General features: G+C 28.1%; 19 protein-coding genes. 16 read left to right on the top strand and 3 right to left on the bottom strand.

Annotation, left to right across the window (positions count from 1 at the left end):
* Positions 1-404: 404 nt before the first annotated feature.
* From rpmH to CSPA_RS28350, 12 genes are all read left to right on the top strand, one after another.
* Positions 405-539: a 50S ribosomal protein L34 gene (rpmH, locus tag CSPA_RS28405; RefSeq protein ID WP_015395867.1), complete on the top strand. Its 135-nt coding sequence runs from the start codon at positions 405-407 to the stop codon at positions 537-539.
* Between the two features lie 61 nt (positions 540-600).
* The gene (rnpA, locus tag CSPA_RS28400) at positions 601-978 is read left to right on the top strand and encodes a ribonuclease P protein component (RefSeq protein WP_015395866.1); all 378 of its coding nucleotides are present in this window, start codon (positions 601-603) and stop codon (positions 976-978) included.
* Positions 950-1,159, top strand: coding sequence for a membrane protein insertion efficiency factor YidD (yidD, locus tag CSPA_RS28395; protein ID WP_015395865.1), 210 nt, complete (start codon positions 950-952; stop codon positions 1,157-1,159). The genes rnpA and yidD overlap by 29 nt, the downstream gene beginning before the upstream one ends.
* 22 nt (positions 1,160-1,181) lie before the next feature.
* Positions 1,182-1,940 carry a membrane protein insertase YidC gene (locus CSPA_RS28390; protein ID WP_015395864.1) on the top strand — a complete coding sequence of 253 codons (759 nt, stop codon included), beginning with the start codon at positions 1,182-1,184 and terminating at the stop codon, positions 1,938-1,940.
* A 55-nt stretch (positions 1,941-1,995) separates the two neighbouring features.
* Positions 1,996-2,625: an RNA-binding cell elongation regulator Jag/EloR gene (gene jag, locus CSPA_RS28385; RefSeq protein WP_015395863.1), complete on the top strand. Its 630-nt coding sequence runs from the start codon at positions 1,996-1,998 to the stop codon at positions 2,623-2,625.
* A 165-nt stretch (positions 2,626-2,790) separates the two neighbouring features.
* The gene (gene mnmE, locus CSPA_RS28380) at positions 2,791-4,173 is read left to right on the top strand and encodes a tRNA uridine-5-carboxymethylaminomethyl(34) synthesis GTPase MnmE (RefSeq protein WP_015395862.1); all 1,383 of its coding nucleotides are present in this window, start codon (positions 2,791-2,793) and stop codon (positions 4,171-4,173) included.
* Between the two features lie 8 nt (positions 4,174-4,181).
* Positions 4,182-6,068, top strand: a complete 1,887-nt coding sequence (gene mnmG, locus CSPA_RS28375) for a tRNA uridine-5-carboxymethylaminomethyl(34) synthesis enzyme MnmG (RefSeq protein WP_015395861.1) — start codon at positions 4,182-4,184, stop codon at positions 6,066-6,068.
* A gap of 23 nt (positions 6,069-6,091) precedes the next feature.
* Complete coding sequence (gene rsmG / locus CSPA_RS28370) at positions 6,092-6,811, top strand: 16S rRNA (guanine(527)-N(7))-methyltransferase RsmG (RefSeq protein ID WP_015395860.1); 720 nt, start codon at positions 6,092-6,094, stop codon at positions 6,809-6,811.
* 60 nt (positions 6,812-6,871) lie between these two features.
* Positions 6,872-7,651, top strand: coding sequence for a nucleoid occlusion protein (gene noc / locus CSPA_RS28365; protein WP_015395859.1), 780 nt, complete (start codon positions 6,872-6,874; stop codon positions 7,649-7,651).
* Between the two features lie 206 nt (positions 7,652-7,857).
* Complete coding sequence (locus CSPA_RS28360; protein ID WP_015395858.1) at positions 7,858-8,619, top strand: ParA family protein; 762 nt, start codon at positions 7,858-7,860, stop codon at positions 8,617-8,619.
* 9 nt (positions 8,620-8,628) lie between these two features.
* Positions 8,629-9,492: a ParB/RepB/Spo0J family partition protein gene (locus tag CSPA_RS28355; protein ID WP_015395857.1), complete on the top strand. Its 864-nt coding sequence runs from the start codon at positions 8,629-8,631 to the stop codon at positions 9,490-9,492.
* A gap of 19 nt (positions 9,493-9,511) precedes the next feature.
* Positions 9,512-10,042 (top strand): DUF4446 family protein, encoded by a 531-nt coding sequence (locus CSPA_RS28350; RefSeq protein WP_144053550.1) that lies wholly within the window; start codon positions 9,512-9,514, stop codon positions 10,040-10,042.
* 140 nt (positions 10,043-10,182) lie between these two features.
* Here the strand turns inward: CSPA_RS28350 and yyaC are convergent, their stop codons facing one another.
* The 3 genes from yyaC to CSPA_RS28335 all read right to left on the bottom strand — a co-directional run bounded on the left by yyaC (position 10,183) and on the right by CSPA_RS28335 (position 12,642).
* Positions 10,183-10,731, bottom strand: coding sequence for a spore protease YyaC (gene yyaC / locus CSPA_RS28345; RefSeq protein WP_015395855.1), 549 nt, complete (start codon positions 10,729-10,731; stop codon positions 10,183-10,185).
* A gap of 99 nt (positions 10,732-10,830) precedes the next feature.
* Positions 10,831-11,985: an aminotransferase class V-fold PLP-dependent enzyme gene (locus CSPA_RS28340; RefSeq protein WP_015395854.1), complete on the bottom strand. Its 1,155-nt coding sequence runs from the start codon at positions 11,983-11,985 to the stop codon at positions 10,831-10,833.
* 9 nt (positions 11,986-11,994) lie between these two features.
* Positions 11,995-12,642 carry a LysE family translocator gene (locus tag CSPA_RS28335; protein WP_015395853.1) on the bottom strand — a complete coding sequence of 216 codons (648 nt, stop codon included), beginning with the start codon at positions 12,640-12,642 and terminating at the stop codon, positions 11,995-11,997.
* A 322-nt stretch (positions 12,643-12,964) separates the two neighbouring features.
* Between CSPA_RS28335 and CSPA_RS28330 the strand changes: the two genes are divergently transcribed.
* The 4 genes from CSPA_RS28330 to rpsF all read left to right on the top strand — a co-directional run bounded on the left by CSPA_RS28330 (position 12,965) and on the right by rpsF (position 14,711).
* Positions 12,965-13,207: a putative Se/S carrier protein gene (locus CSPA_RS28330; protein WP_015395852.1), complete on the top strand. Its 243-nt coding sequence runs from the start codon at positions 12,965-12,967 to the stop codon at positions 13,205-13,207.
* A 15-nt stretch (positions 13,208-13,222) separates the two neighbouring features.
* Positions 13,223-14,089 (top strand): mechanosensitive ion channel family protein, encoded by an 867-nt coding sequence (locus CSPA_RS28325; protein ID WP_015395851.1) that lies wholly within the window; start codon positions 13,223-13,225, stop codon positions 14,087-14,089.
* Between the two features lie 38 nt (positions 14,090-14,127).
* Positions 14,128-14,322 (top strand): DUF951 domain-containing protein, encoded by a 195-nt coding sequence (locus CSPA_RS28320; RefSeq protein WP_015395850.1) that lies wholly within the window; start codon positions 14,128-14,130, stop codon positions 14,320-14,322.
* A 101-nt stretch (positions 14,323-14,423) separates the two neighbouring features.
* On the top strand, positions 14,424-14,711 hold the full coding sequence (gene rpsF / locus CSPA_RS28315) for a 30S ribosomal protein S6 (RefSeq protein ID WP_015395849.1): 288 nt from the start codon (positions 14,424-14,426) through the stop codon (positions 14,709-14,711).
* Positions 14,712-14,721 lie beyond the last annotated feature (10 nt).

The raw sequence follows: 14,721 nt of genomic DNA, 5'->3' as shown, positions 1-14,721 counted from the left end.
ATACAAATATATCAACATGTTAATAATTATGTGTATAGAAACTTAGTATATAGAATTACTAACAATTAATATTTAGAGTTATAAACATGTACCAAACCTAGCACAATTGTCATTTATTATATATAATATAAATAACAAACAAACAAGTTATGCACAAGTTTATCCACACTTGTGGATAAACTTGTATTGTAAAAAGTTATTCACAACATAATACATATGATAACATAAGTAATTATTCATATTCAAGAAGTTATCCACAAAAAAATTATATAAAATATATTTATCAACAATATATTACTACCTTGACAGAAAATTATTATATATATATAATAGGTAAAGTAAAATTTAAAGTCGCAAAGTATAGTATTTGCTATAAATAATAAATCTAAGGGGGTGCATATGTAATGTTTATGACTTACCAACCTAAAAAAAGACAAACAAAAAAAGAACATGGTTTTAGAAAGAGAATGAGCACTCAATCAGGAAGAAACATTCTTAAGAACAGAAGACAAAAAGGAAGAAAAAAATTAACAGCATAAGGGCCGCATTAAGTGGCCTTTTTTCTGCAAATGCAGGGAAAAAAGGAGTATAAAAACATCTATGATTTATAGATTAAAAAAAAATTTTGAATTTACAATTATATATAGACGCGGAAAGTCATTTGCAAATGAACTCTTAGTCATGTATATATTTAAGAATAAAAAAAATAGAGATGTAAGTTTTAATTATTATAATAAACTAGGTATTTCCGTAAGTAAAAAAGTAGGAAATAGTGTTGTTAGAAGTAGATGCAAAAGATTAATAAGTGAAAGCTTTAGATTAAATTATAATTATATAATAAAAGGATATGATTTTATTTTTATAGCAAGAAATCCAATTAAAGATAAAAGTTATTTTGAAGTAGAAACTGCTATGAAAAATTTAATTAAAAAGGCAGGCTTATATAATAATGAAGAAATTACTAATAAACTTAATTAACTTTTACAGAAAACATATTTCACCAGGAAGGCCAGCATGCTGTAGGTTTATGCCAACTTGTTCGCAATATGCTCTAGATGCAATAAATAAGTATGGAGCTTTAAAGGGAACAATTATGGCAGTTTACAGAATATTAAGATGTAACCCTTTTTGTAAAGGTGGATATGACCCAGTAAGATGAATACTAGGAGGTATATATTTTAATGTTTCAATCGATAGTTGATTTTATGAAAGGTATATTTGATTCCCTGCATAATTTCATTGTTGGCATGGGAGTATCAGATGTTGGATTATCATATGTTTTAGCAATATTTGTTTTTACATTAATTATAAGAATATTAATATTGCCATTTAATATTAAGGCTGCAAAATCTACACGAGGTATGCAGAAGATTCAACCAGAGATGAAAAAAATTCAGGAAAAGTATAAAGATGATCCACAAAAATTAAATGCTGAAGTAATGAAATTGTATAAAGATAATAATGTTAGTATGGCAGGGGGATGTGTCCCATCACTACTTCCATTACCAATATTAATGGCGTTATATTATGTCTTTATGGAAATACAAGGAATAGAAGGAGCATCATTCTTATGGATTAAAGATTTATTTGCTCCAGATTCATTGCATATACTTCCAATATTAGCTGCTCTATCTACATATATTCCATCATATTTAATGACTAAAGCAACTCCTTCTCAACCTAATGGAATGAATATGGGAACTATGAATTTAGCAATGGCTGGAATGATGGGCGTTATGTCATGGCAGTTTAAATCAATATTAGTGCTATATTGGATTATGGGGAATTTAATTCAAACAATACAAACGTATTTTTTAAATTATAGACCTGCAATTAAAGAGGCTAATGAAGCAAAGGAATCTAAAGTAGAATCAGATAAATTTGTTATGGCAGTTGAAGAACCAAAAAATTCAGCTAGTAAAAAACGAAAAAAGAAATAAATTTAATTTATCTATAAAAATTTTGCTTTAATTATGAGAGGTGGTGAATTAACAAATGAAATCAATAGAAGTAGAAGGAAAATCTGTAGAAGAAGCCTTAAACAAAGCATTAATTGAATTTAGAACAGATAAAAATAATGTTAATGTTGAGGTTTTAGATCATGGTTCAAAAGGTTTATTTAATGTTATAGGTGTTAAGCCAGTTAAGATTAGAGTTTCTTATAAATACGATTATATTGAAGAAGCTCGTGGGTTTATTTCAAAAATGCTTGAATGCATGGAAATAGAAGCTAATATAAATATCAAAGAGGAAAATGATACTATAGTAATCAATTTATCAGGAGATAAGATGGGCGTTATAATTGGTTATAGAGGAGAAACTTTAGATTCTATACAATATTTAGTTTCATTAATAGTTAATAAGGTACATGAACTTCCTCATAAAAAAGTTATTTTAGATACAGAGAACTATAGAAGAAAAAGAGAAGAAACCCTTAGAGGTGTTGCTATTAAAACAGCTGGTAAGGTGAAAAGTGCTAAGAGACCATTTAAGTTAGAACCAATGAATCCATATGAGAGAAGAATTATTCATTCTGCGCTTCAAGGAGATACTTTTGTTAATACATATAGCGAAGGTGAAGAGCCATTTAGAAGAGTAGTAATTGAATTAAAAAAAGATTTGTAAAAAGAAAGCCTGAAGGCTTTCTTTTTAAGTTTAATAATAATATTTATAAATATAAAATAAAATTTAGTAATATATTTTTGACTAATTAAATATTGTTATGTAAAATTGATATTAGTTTGAAACGATATAGTTAATAAAATCTTCTTTAATATAGGAGGAAATTGAATGAAAGAATTTGATACAATTTGTGCGATAGCAACACCCATTGGTGAAGGTGGTGTTGCCATAATTAGAATATCAGGGGAAAAAGCTTTAGAAATAGCTAGTGAAATATTTGTACCCAAGAATGATTATGATATTAAAAATATGAAAACATACACTATGAAGTATGGAAATATTGTAAATTTTAAGACTAGAGAAATAATTGATGAAGTTATTTTAACTTATATGAAAGCACCTAGAAGTTATACAGGAGAAAACGTAGTTGAAATTAATTGTCATGGAGGTATTGTATCAACTAATAGTGTATTAGATCAAGCAATTCAAGCAGGTGCAAGACTTTCAGAACCTGGTGAATTTACTAAAAGGGCATTTCTAAATGGCAGAATAGACTTAAGTCAAGCAGAAGCTGTAATGGATATAATTACAGCTAAAACTGAGTTGGCAATGAAATCAGCAATGCTTCAAAGTAATGGTGCGCTTTCAAAAGAGATAGTTGAATTGAGAAAAAATTTGTTAAATACTTTAGCTTTAATTGAGTATGCTGTTGATTTTACAGAGGATGATGAAGATATTGTTGATGATAATTTAATTATGCAAATTAAGAATGGAATTGATAAAACAATAGTAAAAATCAAAAATCTATTAGCAAGTGCTGATGAAGGTAAGATAATCAGAGAAGGTCTTAGTATAGTTATTGTTGGAAAACCTAATGTAGGGAAATCATCGTTACTTAATGCTTTATTAAAGGAAAATAGAGCGATAGTGACTGATGTACCAGGCACAACAAGGGACATTATAGAAGAATATTTAAATGTTGATGGAATACCTATTAGAATAATTGACACAGCAGGAATAAGAGATACTGAAGATATAGTTGAAAAAATAGGTGTAGAAAGATCAAAAGAAAAAATTGAGGAAGCTGATCTAGTTATATTAATGATTGATGTATCTAGAGAGATCGATATTGAGGATAAAATTATAATTGAAAAAATAAAGAATAGAAAACATATTGTGTTAGCTAATAAGATTGACTTGGATAGAAAAATATCTGAAGAAAATATTAATGAGTTAAACAATATAATTAACATATCAGCAAAGTCTGGAATAGGTATTGATGATTTAAAAAAGAAAATTAAAGATCTATTTTTTAATGGAGAAATAAAATCTGAGAGTCTATTAATTTCAAATACACGGCATAAGCAAGCGTTATATAAGTCATTAGAAAATTGTGATATGGCTTTAAATAAGGTTAATGCTGATGAATATCTTGATCTAATTTCTATTTACATAACAGCAGCTATGAAAGCTTTGGGTGAAATAACAGGAGATGAATTAGAGGAAGATTTATTAAATAAAATCTTTAGTGAATTTTGTGTAGGAAAGTAGGTAAAGTAATGGCAGTAAATTATGATGGTGGGCATTATGATGTGATAGTTGTTGGAGCTGGTCATGCAGGGTGTGAAGCCGCACTAGCTTCTGCAAGATTGGGACTTAATACATTAGTTTGTACTATAAATTTAGATTCGATAGCATTGATGCCTTGTAACCCTAATATTGGTGGAACTGCAAAGGGTCATTTGGTAAGAGAAATTGATGCACTTGGTGGAGAAATGGGAATTAACATTGATAATACATTTATTCAATCAAGAATGCTGAATACTTCTAAGGGACCAGCAGTGCATTCTTTAAGAGCACAGGCAGATAAGAAAAACTATCAATATAGAATGAAAAGAATTTTAGAGGAACAGGAAAATCTTAATATAAGACAAATTGAAGTAACAGAACTAAATGTAGAGGATGGCAAGGTAACTGGTGTAATTACTAAAAATGGAGCTGTTTTTGCATGTAAAGCAGTAATACTTGCAACAGGAACATATTTAAGAGGAAAAATTATAATTGGAGAAGTTTCATATAGTGGTGGACCTAATGGATTATTCCCAGCAAATGATTTGTCTCAATCATTACTAGATTTAGGAATATTATTAAGAAGATTTAAAACAGGAACTCCAGCGAGAATAAATAGAAGATCTGTAGATTTTTCAAAAATGATAGAGCAAAATGGAGATGATAAAATAGTACCTTTTTCATTTATGAGTGATAATATTGAAAAAGATCAAATTTCTTGCTATCTAACTTATACTAATGAAGAAACACGTAAAATTATTACTGAAAATATAGATAGGTCACCTATTTATAATGGAAGTATTAAAGGTGTTGGTCCTAGGTATTGTCCTTCTATAGAAGATAAGATAATGAGGTTTCCAGATAAGCCACAACATCAAATATTTATTGAACCTGAGGGACTTGATACATTAGAAATGTATGTTGGTGGATTTTCATCATCACTTCCTGAAGAAGTACAAATTAAAATGCTTAGGACATTACCAGGCTTAGAGAATGTTGAAATGATGAGAACTGCATATGCAATTGAGTATGATTCAATTGATCCAACTCAATTGAGGCCAACGTTAGAATTTAAAGATGTTCAAGGGTTATATGGTGCAGGGCAGCTTAATGGTAGTTCAGGATATGAAGAAGCAGGTGCTCAAGGATTAGTTGCAGGTATAAATGCTGCGTTGAAAATTAAAGGAGAAGAGCAATTAATTTTAACACGTTCTGATGCATATATTGGTGTTCTCATTGATGATTTGGTTACAAAAGGTACTAATGAGCCATATAGAATGATGACTTCGAGAGCTGAATATAGATTACTGTTAAGGCAAGATAATGCTGATTTCAGATTAACTGAAATGGGATATAAAGTAGGGTTAGTTACAGATGAAAGATATAATAGATTTTTACATAGAAGGAAAAATGTTGAAAATGAGTTATGCAGACTAAAAAATTTAAAAGTAACTAATAAAAGAGAAGTTAATGAATTTTTACATTCGTTAAATTCAGCTGAACTAAGAAAGCCAATTAGTTTTTACGAATTATTGCAGAGGCCTGAATTAGATTATTTTGATTTAGAAGAATTGGATAGTGAAAGACCTCAATTACCGTATGATGTTGGTGAACAAATTAATATACTAACAAAATATGAAGGTTATATTCAAAGTCAACTTGAACAAGTAGCACAATTTAAAAAATTTGAAAAGAAATTACTACCTAAAGATATTAATTATAATAATATTAAAGGACTAAGAACTGAGGCGATTCAAAAATTAAGTAGTATTAAGCCGATTAGTATTGGCCAGGCATCACGTATTTCTGGGGTATCTCCAGCTGATATTTCAGTAATATTAATATATTTAGAACACCGATATGGGAAACAATCCTAGTAAGTTGTTAATATGGAGGAAATATGGATTTTTATGATTTAATGTGTAAATCAACTGAAGATGTTGGTATGCAATTTTCAAGAGAACAATATGAGAAATTTATTGATTTTATGAAGCTTCTTCAAGAGTGGAATGAGAAGATAAATTTAACAGCTATAGTGGAAGATGAAGAAATAGTTAAAAAACATTTTATTGACTCAATTAAAGCATTTAAGGCTGATGAGGTTAAGAAGGCAAAAAATATGATTGACGTAGGAACAGGTGCAGGTTTTCCAGGAATACCAATTTCTATTATGCAAGAAAATTTAGAAGTTACTTTATTGGATTCATTAAATAAAAGAATTAATTTTTTAAATACTGTAATTAATAAACTTGGACTTTCGAATGTTAAAACAATTCATTCAAGAGCTGAAGATGGCGCAAGAGATAGTAAGTTAAGAGAAAAATTTGATATTGCAACATCTAGGGCAGTCGCTAATATGAGTGTATTATCAGAATTATGTCTTCCATACGCAAAAGTTGGTGGGAATTTTATTGCACTGAAGGGGCCTTCAGTTGAGCAGGAAATTAACGAAAGCCTTAATGCAATTAAAGTTCTTGGTGGAGAATTAGTTAATATTTGTGAAATTAATATTGAAGATACTGAATTGCGACATAATCTTGTTACAGTTAGAAAAATTAAGGAATGTCCTAAGAACTATCCAAGAAAAGCAGGATTGATAACAAAGAATCCGATTAAATAGAGAACGATAATTATAGATCAAATATGTTTGTAGTATTTTAATAAGGGATGGATTGAGAGCATGAACAATGAAATAGTAAGAATTAATATAGATAAGGTTATTCCAAATATATATCAACCACGTAAATATTTTAATGAAGAAGCAATTGAAGAGTTATCACAATCAATTAAGCAACATGGTATAATTCAACCATTAACAGTTAGAAAAAGAGGAGAAGTATATGAGTTAGTTGCCGGTGAAAGAAGACTTAGAGCAGCTAAATTAGCTAATTTAGAAACAGTTCCGTGTAATATTGTTGATATTACAGATTCAGAATCAGCAGAAATAGCTTTGTTAGAGAATTTACAAAGAGAGGATCTAAATTATATTGAAGAAGCTGAAGCATATTATAATTTAATAAATGATCATAATTTTACTCAAGATGAACTTGCCAAGAGAATGGGAAAAAAGCAGTCGACAATAGCTAATAAATTAAGACTATTAAAATTGAGTTCTGAAGTTAGAGAAATATGTTTAGAGAATAAGTTAACTGAAAGACATGCTAGAGCCTTACTTACAATTCCAAGAGAAGATTTGCAATTAAAAATAGTGCAAAAGATAATAAAAGATGGATTAAATGTTAAGAAAACTGAGGAACTAATAAATAAAGAATTACTTAAGTTAACAGGTAGTGAACTAAAAAAAGGTAGTAAAAGAAGTATACGTGGTGTTCTACCAGCAAAGTTATATGTAAATACAATTAAGCAAGTATTACAAAAATTTGATATACCTGCAGAATACGCATATAAAGATGAAGACGAATTTATTGAGGTGACTGTTAAAATTCCTAAAGTAAAGTGATAAAACTTGATAGTTTGTGTAATTAAAGTTAAGGTTAATTATTGATCTTAACTTTAATTATGTTTAAATTAATTATTAAAATATTATTAAGTTTAGTAATATTGTGTTATTAAGTTCGTTTTTTAAAACATAATTCTTTTATTATGAGGAAAAAGTATATATAATATTATTATGGGAAGGGGGGACGCTCTTTAAGGGCTATAGGTATGAAAAAAATCTGTGTTTTTAATCAAAAGGGTGGAGTCGGAAAGACCACTACTAATATAAACTTGTGCGCATATTTAGCCATGGAGGGATATAAGGTATTAACAATTGATATAGATCCTCAAGGTAATACTACAAGTGGTTTAGGGTTAGATAAAAATAACTTAGATTTATCGATTTATGATGTTTTAATTTCTGATACTAAAATGAAAGAGTCTATAGTAAGAAGTGATTTGGTTGAAAATTTATGCATTTCACCTTCAACAGTAGAGCTTGCTGGCGCAGAAGTTGAACTTATAAATAGAAGTGACAGGGAAAATATAATAAAGAACAAGTTAAAAGAAATTGAAGATGAATATGATTTTGTGTTTATTGATTGTCCACCATCATTAGGTGTATTGACCATAAATGCATTAGCTTGTGCAGATTCAGTTTTAATTCCAATACAATGTGAATTTTATGCATTAGAGGGAGTTAGTCAATTAGTTAATACTATTCAATTAGTAAAAAGGTCCCTAAATAAAAATCTTGAAATTGAAGGCGTAGTTATGACTATGTTTGATTACAGGACGAATCTGAGTAATGAAGTTTTAAAGGAAGTTCAAAAGTATTTTAAGGATAAGGTATATAATATAACAATCCCTAGAAATGTGAGATTAGCAGAAGCACCAAGTTTTGGATTACCAATAATGTTGTATGATGAAAAATGCAAGGGTGCAGAAGCCTACATAAAATTAACTAAAGAATTTTTAAAAAGACAGTAGGTGATTAGAATGGCAAAAAAATTTACTCTAGGAAAAGGATTAGGTGCACTTATTCCAGAAGAATCAGAAAATGATTTAGAGAAAAATGCTAAGAATTTAATTTCAATTAATAAAATAAAAAGTGACGATAAACAGCCTAGGAAATCATTTGATTCTGAAAAAATAGCGGAATTAGCAGAATCTATTAAAACCCATGGCATAATACAGCCATTAATTTTAAGAAAGCACATAAATGATCAATATATAATAGTAGCTGGAGAAAGAAGATGGAGAGCTGCAAAAATGGCAGGATTAAGTGAAATACCTGCAGTTATTATGGAATTAAGTGATAAAGATATACTTGAAGTTTCGCTAATAGAAAATATTCAACGTCAAGATTTAAATCCTATTGAAGAAGCACTTGCTTATAAAAAACTATTAGATGATTTTGAAATTACGCAAGAAGAATTAAGTAAGAGGATTGGAAAATCGAGAGTTGCCATAACAAATACAATTAGATTAACAAATTTAGATGATAAAGTTCAACAATATATAATTGAGGGGATAATTACAGAAGGACATGGAAGAGCTATTTTATCTCTTGCTGATAAAGGAAAACAATATGAAATAGCACAAAGGGTAATTGACGAAAAATTATCTGTTAGAGAATTAGAAAGATTAATAAAAAAGATTAATGAAGAAAATCAAAAGAACAAATTAACTGAAGAAGTTAATGAAGAATTAAACCCATATTATAAAGATATAAAAAATCAACTTCAGAATTTTTTTGGGACAAAAGTTAATATATCTAATAAAAAAAATAAAGGAAAAATAGAAATTGAATATTATTCAGAAGAAGATTTGCAAAGAATATTAGATATTATTGATATGTAATGTTTCACGTGAAACAATTATGAAAGGAATGACAATGGAATTGAATACTCTAATTAATACAATTAATGAACTAATGCCTTACATTGTAGCAGCAATGATAATAATTATTGTATTACTATTTATTATGGTAGTAGTTCTATTTAAATCGGTAGGAAAAGTTGAAAATAGATATAGGAAATTAATGAAAGGTGTAACTGGTAATAATTTAGAAGAAATGCTATTAGAAAGATTAGATAGTATTCAAGAAGCCAAGGAATCATCAGATAAAGCATTACAAGAATGTAGCAGGTTAGAAATAAAAATGAAAGAGTGTGTACAAAAGGTTGCTATAATGAGATATAAAGCCTTTGAGAATGTGGGAAGCGACTTGAGTTTTTCAATTGCAATGCTAGATGATAATAATGATGGAGTAATCTTAACTGGTATATATGGAAGAGAAGAGAGTACTACCTATGCAAAACCAATTGATAAGGGAATATCTAGATACGATCTATCAGAAGAAGAATTATACGTATTAAATGAAGCATCAAACAAAACAATAAATACTTAATTAATTATTAAGGAGCACTTATACAGTATAAGAAAATAATGTATAAGTAGCTTCTTTTTTATTGCAATAATTATAAAAAAAGAAATTATAAATATGTTTAGAATTGTTTGATTAAATCAATTCTAAAAGTAATTTTAAGCTTAATTCAAGCTATTTAAAATAAAATAGTAGATTCCCTTTGAAATTGAATCAGCTAAATTCATAACAACCTGCAATCTAGTATTCTGTAATACCATGAAATCAAAATTGCCAGATATATTTACAATTCCAGTAATACTCATCTCACCAACAGAAGGAAGAACTTTATTTAGAGCTAATCCAGGCTTAAGAGGTTTTTTTTGAATAAATATATTGCCAATATTTTTAAAAGAACCAAGGCATGCATCAACTGCTATTATATATGGATTTGTAAAAGTTGAATTTATATCATTTAATATAATTTCTAAGTTCTTAGCATGTACTGGATTATCTAATGTTCCATAAATAAATATATTGTTCCTAGTGAAATATTGTAGTTTATGACCAACTAATGGACCTAATGAATCGCCTGTAGACCTGTCACTACCTATACAAACAAAAATAATAGGTCTTTTACTGTTTAAGTGTGGCTGTAATTCTTCTACTAGGTAATTTTTTATTTTTATAGAAGAAGTAAATGAAGATGAATTGACTTTTAAGCCATCAAACATAAAATAAATAAACCTCCTTTATTAGATTTATATCCAATAAAGAGAAGGTTTATTCATGTTATATGAGATAATAGGAAAGATATTATAAAATTATTAAAATTAATTATTATTCTTTGAAATATTATTTAAAATATTAAGTGTATAATCAATTTCGGCCTTTGTAGTAAAATAACTAATGCTTAATCTAACAGTTCCATTAGGATATGTTCCTATAGTTTGGTGGGCTAAAGGTGCACAATGTAAACCAGATCTTGTCTTTATTCCATTACTCTCCAAGTAATAAGCCAGTTCAGAGCAATCTAAAGAATTTAAATTAATTGATGTACAAGTGGTTAAATTATTACAAGATAAATCTCCATAAACATTTATACCATTAATGTTTAATAAACCATCCATTAAGTAATCTATTATCTCACGATTATGACTAGAAACTTCATTTAATCCTATTGAATTTATATATTTTATAGCTTCAGTCAAGCCAACTATACCTGGAAGGTTTTGAGTACCACATTCAAATTTATCTGGTAAAAAATTAGGCTGATATAATGAAGAGGACAAACTTCCTGTGCCGCCCTGTAGCAAACTGCAACAAGATTCATTAAATTTTGAATCTATAATAAATCCTCCAATTCCTTGTGGTCCCAATAAACTCTTATGCCCTGTGAATGCTATTGCATTAGCTTTAATTGATTTCATATTAATATCTAAAACACCTGCACCTTGTGAAGAATCGACTATGAAGAAAATATTATGTTCCTTGCATATATTTCCAATGGAGTTTATATCTTGGATAGATCCAGTAACATTTGAAGCTTGAGTTATAACAGCAAGTTTTGTTTTAGGAGTAATTTTATTTTTAAAATCATTAATATCAATAAAGCCTTGCTGATTTGCTTGTATGATATCCAGTTCAATTTGCAAATTGTCTTTACAGAAATATAGAGGTCTAATAACCGAATTATGTTCCATAGAAGATGTAATTACATGGTCACCTGCTTTTAAGATTCCTTTAATTAATATATTTAGAGAAGTAGTAACATTATTAGTGAAGATAACATTACTAGGAGAATCAAAACCAAAGAAATCACAAATAACTTCCCTTGCATTATATAAAAATCGATTACTTTCTAGTGAATTACTATAATTTCCACGTCCTGCATTTCCACCAATTTTAAGCATGTAATTATACATGCCATCAATTACTTGTTTAGGTTTTGGATAAGTTGTTGATGAATTATCTAAGTAAACTTCCATTATACACCCCTAAAAGATAAATTTATACGTTCCAAAAATTATAAATACTATCCCCAAAGCAAAAAGAAGATAGTTAACAAATTTTGATGTGTGGTTAGCTATGTTTGATTTAAATCTTTTAACCCCTTTACTTACTAAAATATTAAGTAAACAAAACCAACTTATGCTTCCTATAATCATGGAAAGAATTGATAATGTAAAAAATATGCGCCCATGATGTCTCCATACTGTAAATATCGTACTACTTGATACAATCCATATTGATGGAGTAGTTGGATTGAGAAAGGTTATTAAAAAACCAGATAAGAATGCATTATAAGTATTCTTTAAAATTGGTTTTTCCAAATTATGGTCTGTTTTTTTTCGTTTGAATGAAACTTTATTAGATAAAACTAGAATAATTCCAGATACTATCCAAAATAAACTCTCAAATTTGGGATTTTTAGATAGTATTGTAAATATACCTAAATTTATAATTATTATATAGACTATATCTGCGGATATTGCGCCAAGTGACACTTTAAAGCCTTCTCGAAAGCCATTTGATATGGAACGGCTAACTGATTCAAGGCCAGAAGGACCTATTGGAATAGATGCAATGAATCCATAAGAAAAACCTACAGCTATAGCTTGAGCTACACTAAATACTGAAATCATCATATTCTCCTTTTTGTTGCATTTGTATATTATTATAAGATAAATAAAATTATTTTTCATTAAATTTATGAAGTTTTTTATGTTAAATATTATTAATAATTATTTAGTAAAAAATATATATAGATTCTAATTAATGTTGAGCAGCTCAATTTAAGAAATTTTAAAATAACATAGTCATTACTTGATAATTGAACATTGATAATTTAAACAGATATAATGTAAAATATGATATAATATTGAAATTGATAATAATAAGTAAGATAATTTTTAAATTGAAGTTTAATAAACTAATATATAAATAAATTGTAAGAGGTGAAAGATTTTGAATTACTACATAATAGTTTTCAAAAATACATATGATGCGATGGCAGCAGAAAAGAGAATGAAGGAATTAAATTTTAATTTTAGAATAATGCCAACACCAACATCAATAACTATGAGTTGTGGAATATGTATAAGAATAGAGGAAGAAGAAGAAATTCATACAATAATAAAAAATAATATTATAGAATTTAAGAATATATATTTTAGGGATAATGATGGTTATATAATTGTAGAAAGATAGAGAGGAGAATAATATGTGTATAATTATTTATTAAAATTATTATCAGATGATACTCAATTACAAATAGGAAATATCTTGAGTATAAAATTAACAGATATTCAATCAATAATATATAAAGGAATAAAAATAATTTTAACAATAGTATTAATGTACATTGCTATAGTAGTTGGTAAACATTTGATTAAAAAATTTGTTAATAAACAAATTGAGAGTAATGCAATGCTTTCATTAGACACCCAAAGAGCAAAAACACTTGGAGAAGTATTAAAAAGTGTATTGAAATATTCAGTTTATTTTATGGGAATAGCAATAATAATATCAATTATATTTGGTGAAATATCTTTTACTTTTGCAAGTATTGGTGGAATTGCGGTTGGACTTGGAGCTCAAAGTTTAATTAAGGATTTAATTAATGGCTTTTTTATTTTATTTGAAAATCAATTTGGAGTTGGTGATCATGTTACCATAGGAAGTTATAATGGAATTGTTAAGAGCATAGGTATTAGAGCTACTGTAATAACAGATTTTACAGGAGATGTTCATTCGATTCCAAATGGATCTATAATGGGAGTGACTAATCATTCTAGAAATGATATTAGATTTACGGTAGATATTAACATATCTAATGAAGAAAATATTGAAGATGTAATTAGTATTATAAAAACTACATGTGATGAGTTTAAGAGTAATAATGAAGAGTTCATAAGTGAACCTATAGAAATTAAGGGGATTATAGCTCTAGAATTAACAAGTTCTATAATAAGAATAACAGGTAAAGCTAGACCGCTTATGCAATGGAAAATGGAGAATGAACTTAGAATGTCATTAAAATTGGCATTAGATAAAAATAAAATATGTGCTTCAGAAGAAGAAAATATTTAATTGTTGCATATAAATATTTATAGAAAAGAGGAGAAACTATGGTTGAAAGCTTTAATCTTGGAGATATAGTAGAAATGAAAAAGCAACATCCATGCGGTGTAAATCAATTTGAAATAATAAGATTAGGTGCAGATATTAAAATAAAATGCACAGGTTGTGGCAGAATAGTAATGATTCCAAGAGGGAAATTTAAAAAGGATGCAAAAAAAATAGTAGTAACTGCAGAAAATTAGGAAAATTGCTTGATTATATTTTGGTTAAATGGTATAATCATAAATTGTAATCCCTGCTATGCAAAGCATAGCCGTTAGTCCGAGGGGAGGAGGTGAAATTAATGAGAAAGTACGAAACTATATTTATATTAAATCCTGCTTTTGATGAAGAAACTGTTAAAGCTAACATCGAAAAGTTTAAGGGTGTTATAGAAAATGGTGGAGGAACAGTAGAAAACGTTGATTTCTGGGGTAAGAGAAAGCTTGCTTACGAAATCAAGAAAGTTAGTGAAGGTTATTATACTTTAGTTAACTTTACTGCTAACCCTGAATTACCAAGAGAATTAGATAGAATATTCAGAATCACTGATGGTGTTATAAGACATATCATTGTTAACGAACAAGCATAAGGTGGGTGTT

The sequence above is a fragment of the Clostridium saccharoperbutylacetonicum N1-4(HMT) genome, from assembly GCF_000340885.1.
GTDB lineage: Bacteria > Bacillota > Clostridia > Clostridiales > Clostridiaceae > Clostridium > Clostridium saccharoperbutylacetonicum.
Note: the sequence above shows the minus strand (reverse complement) of the source record. Positions and strands in the feature narration are given on the sequence as shown.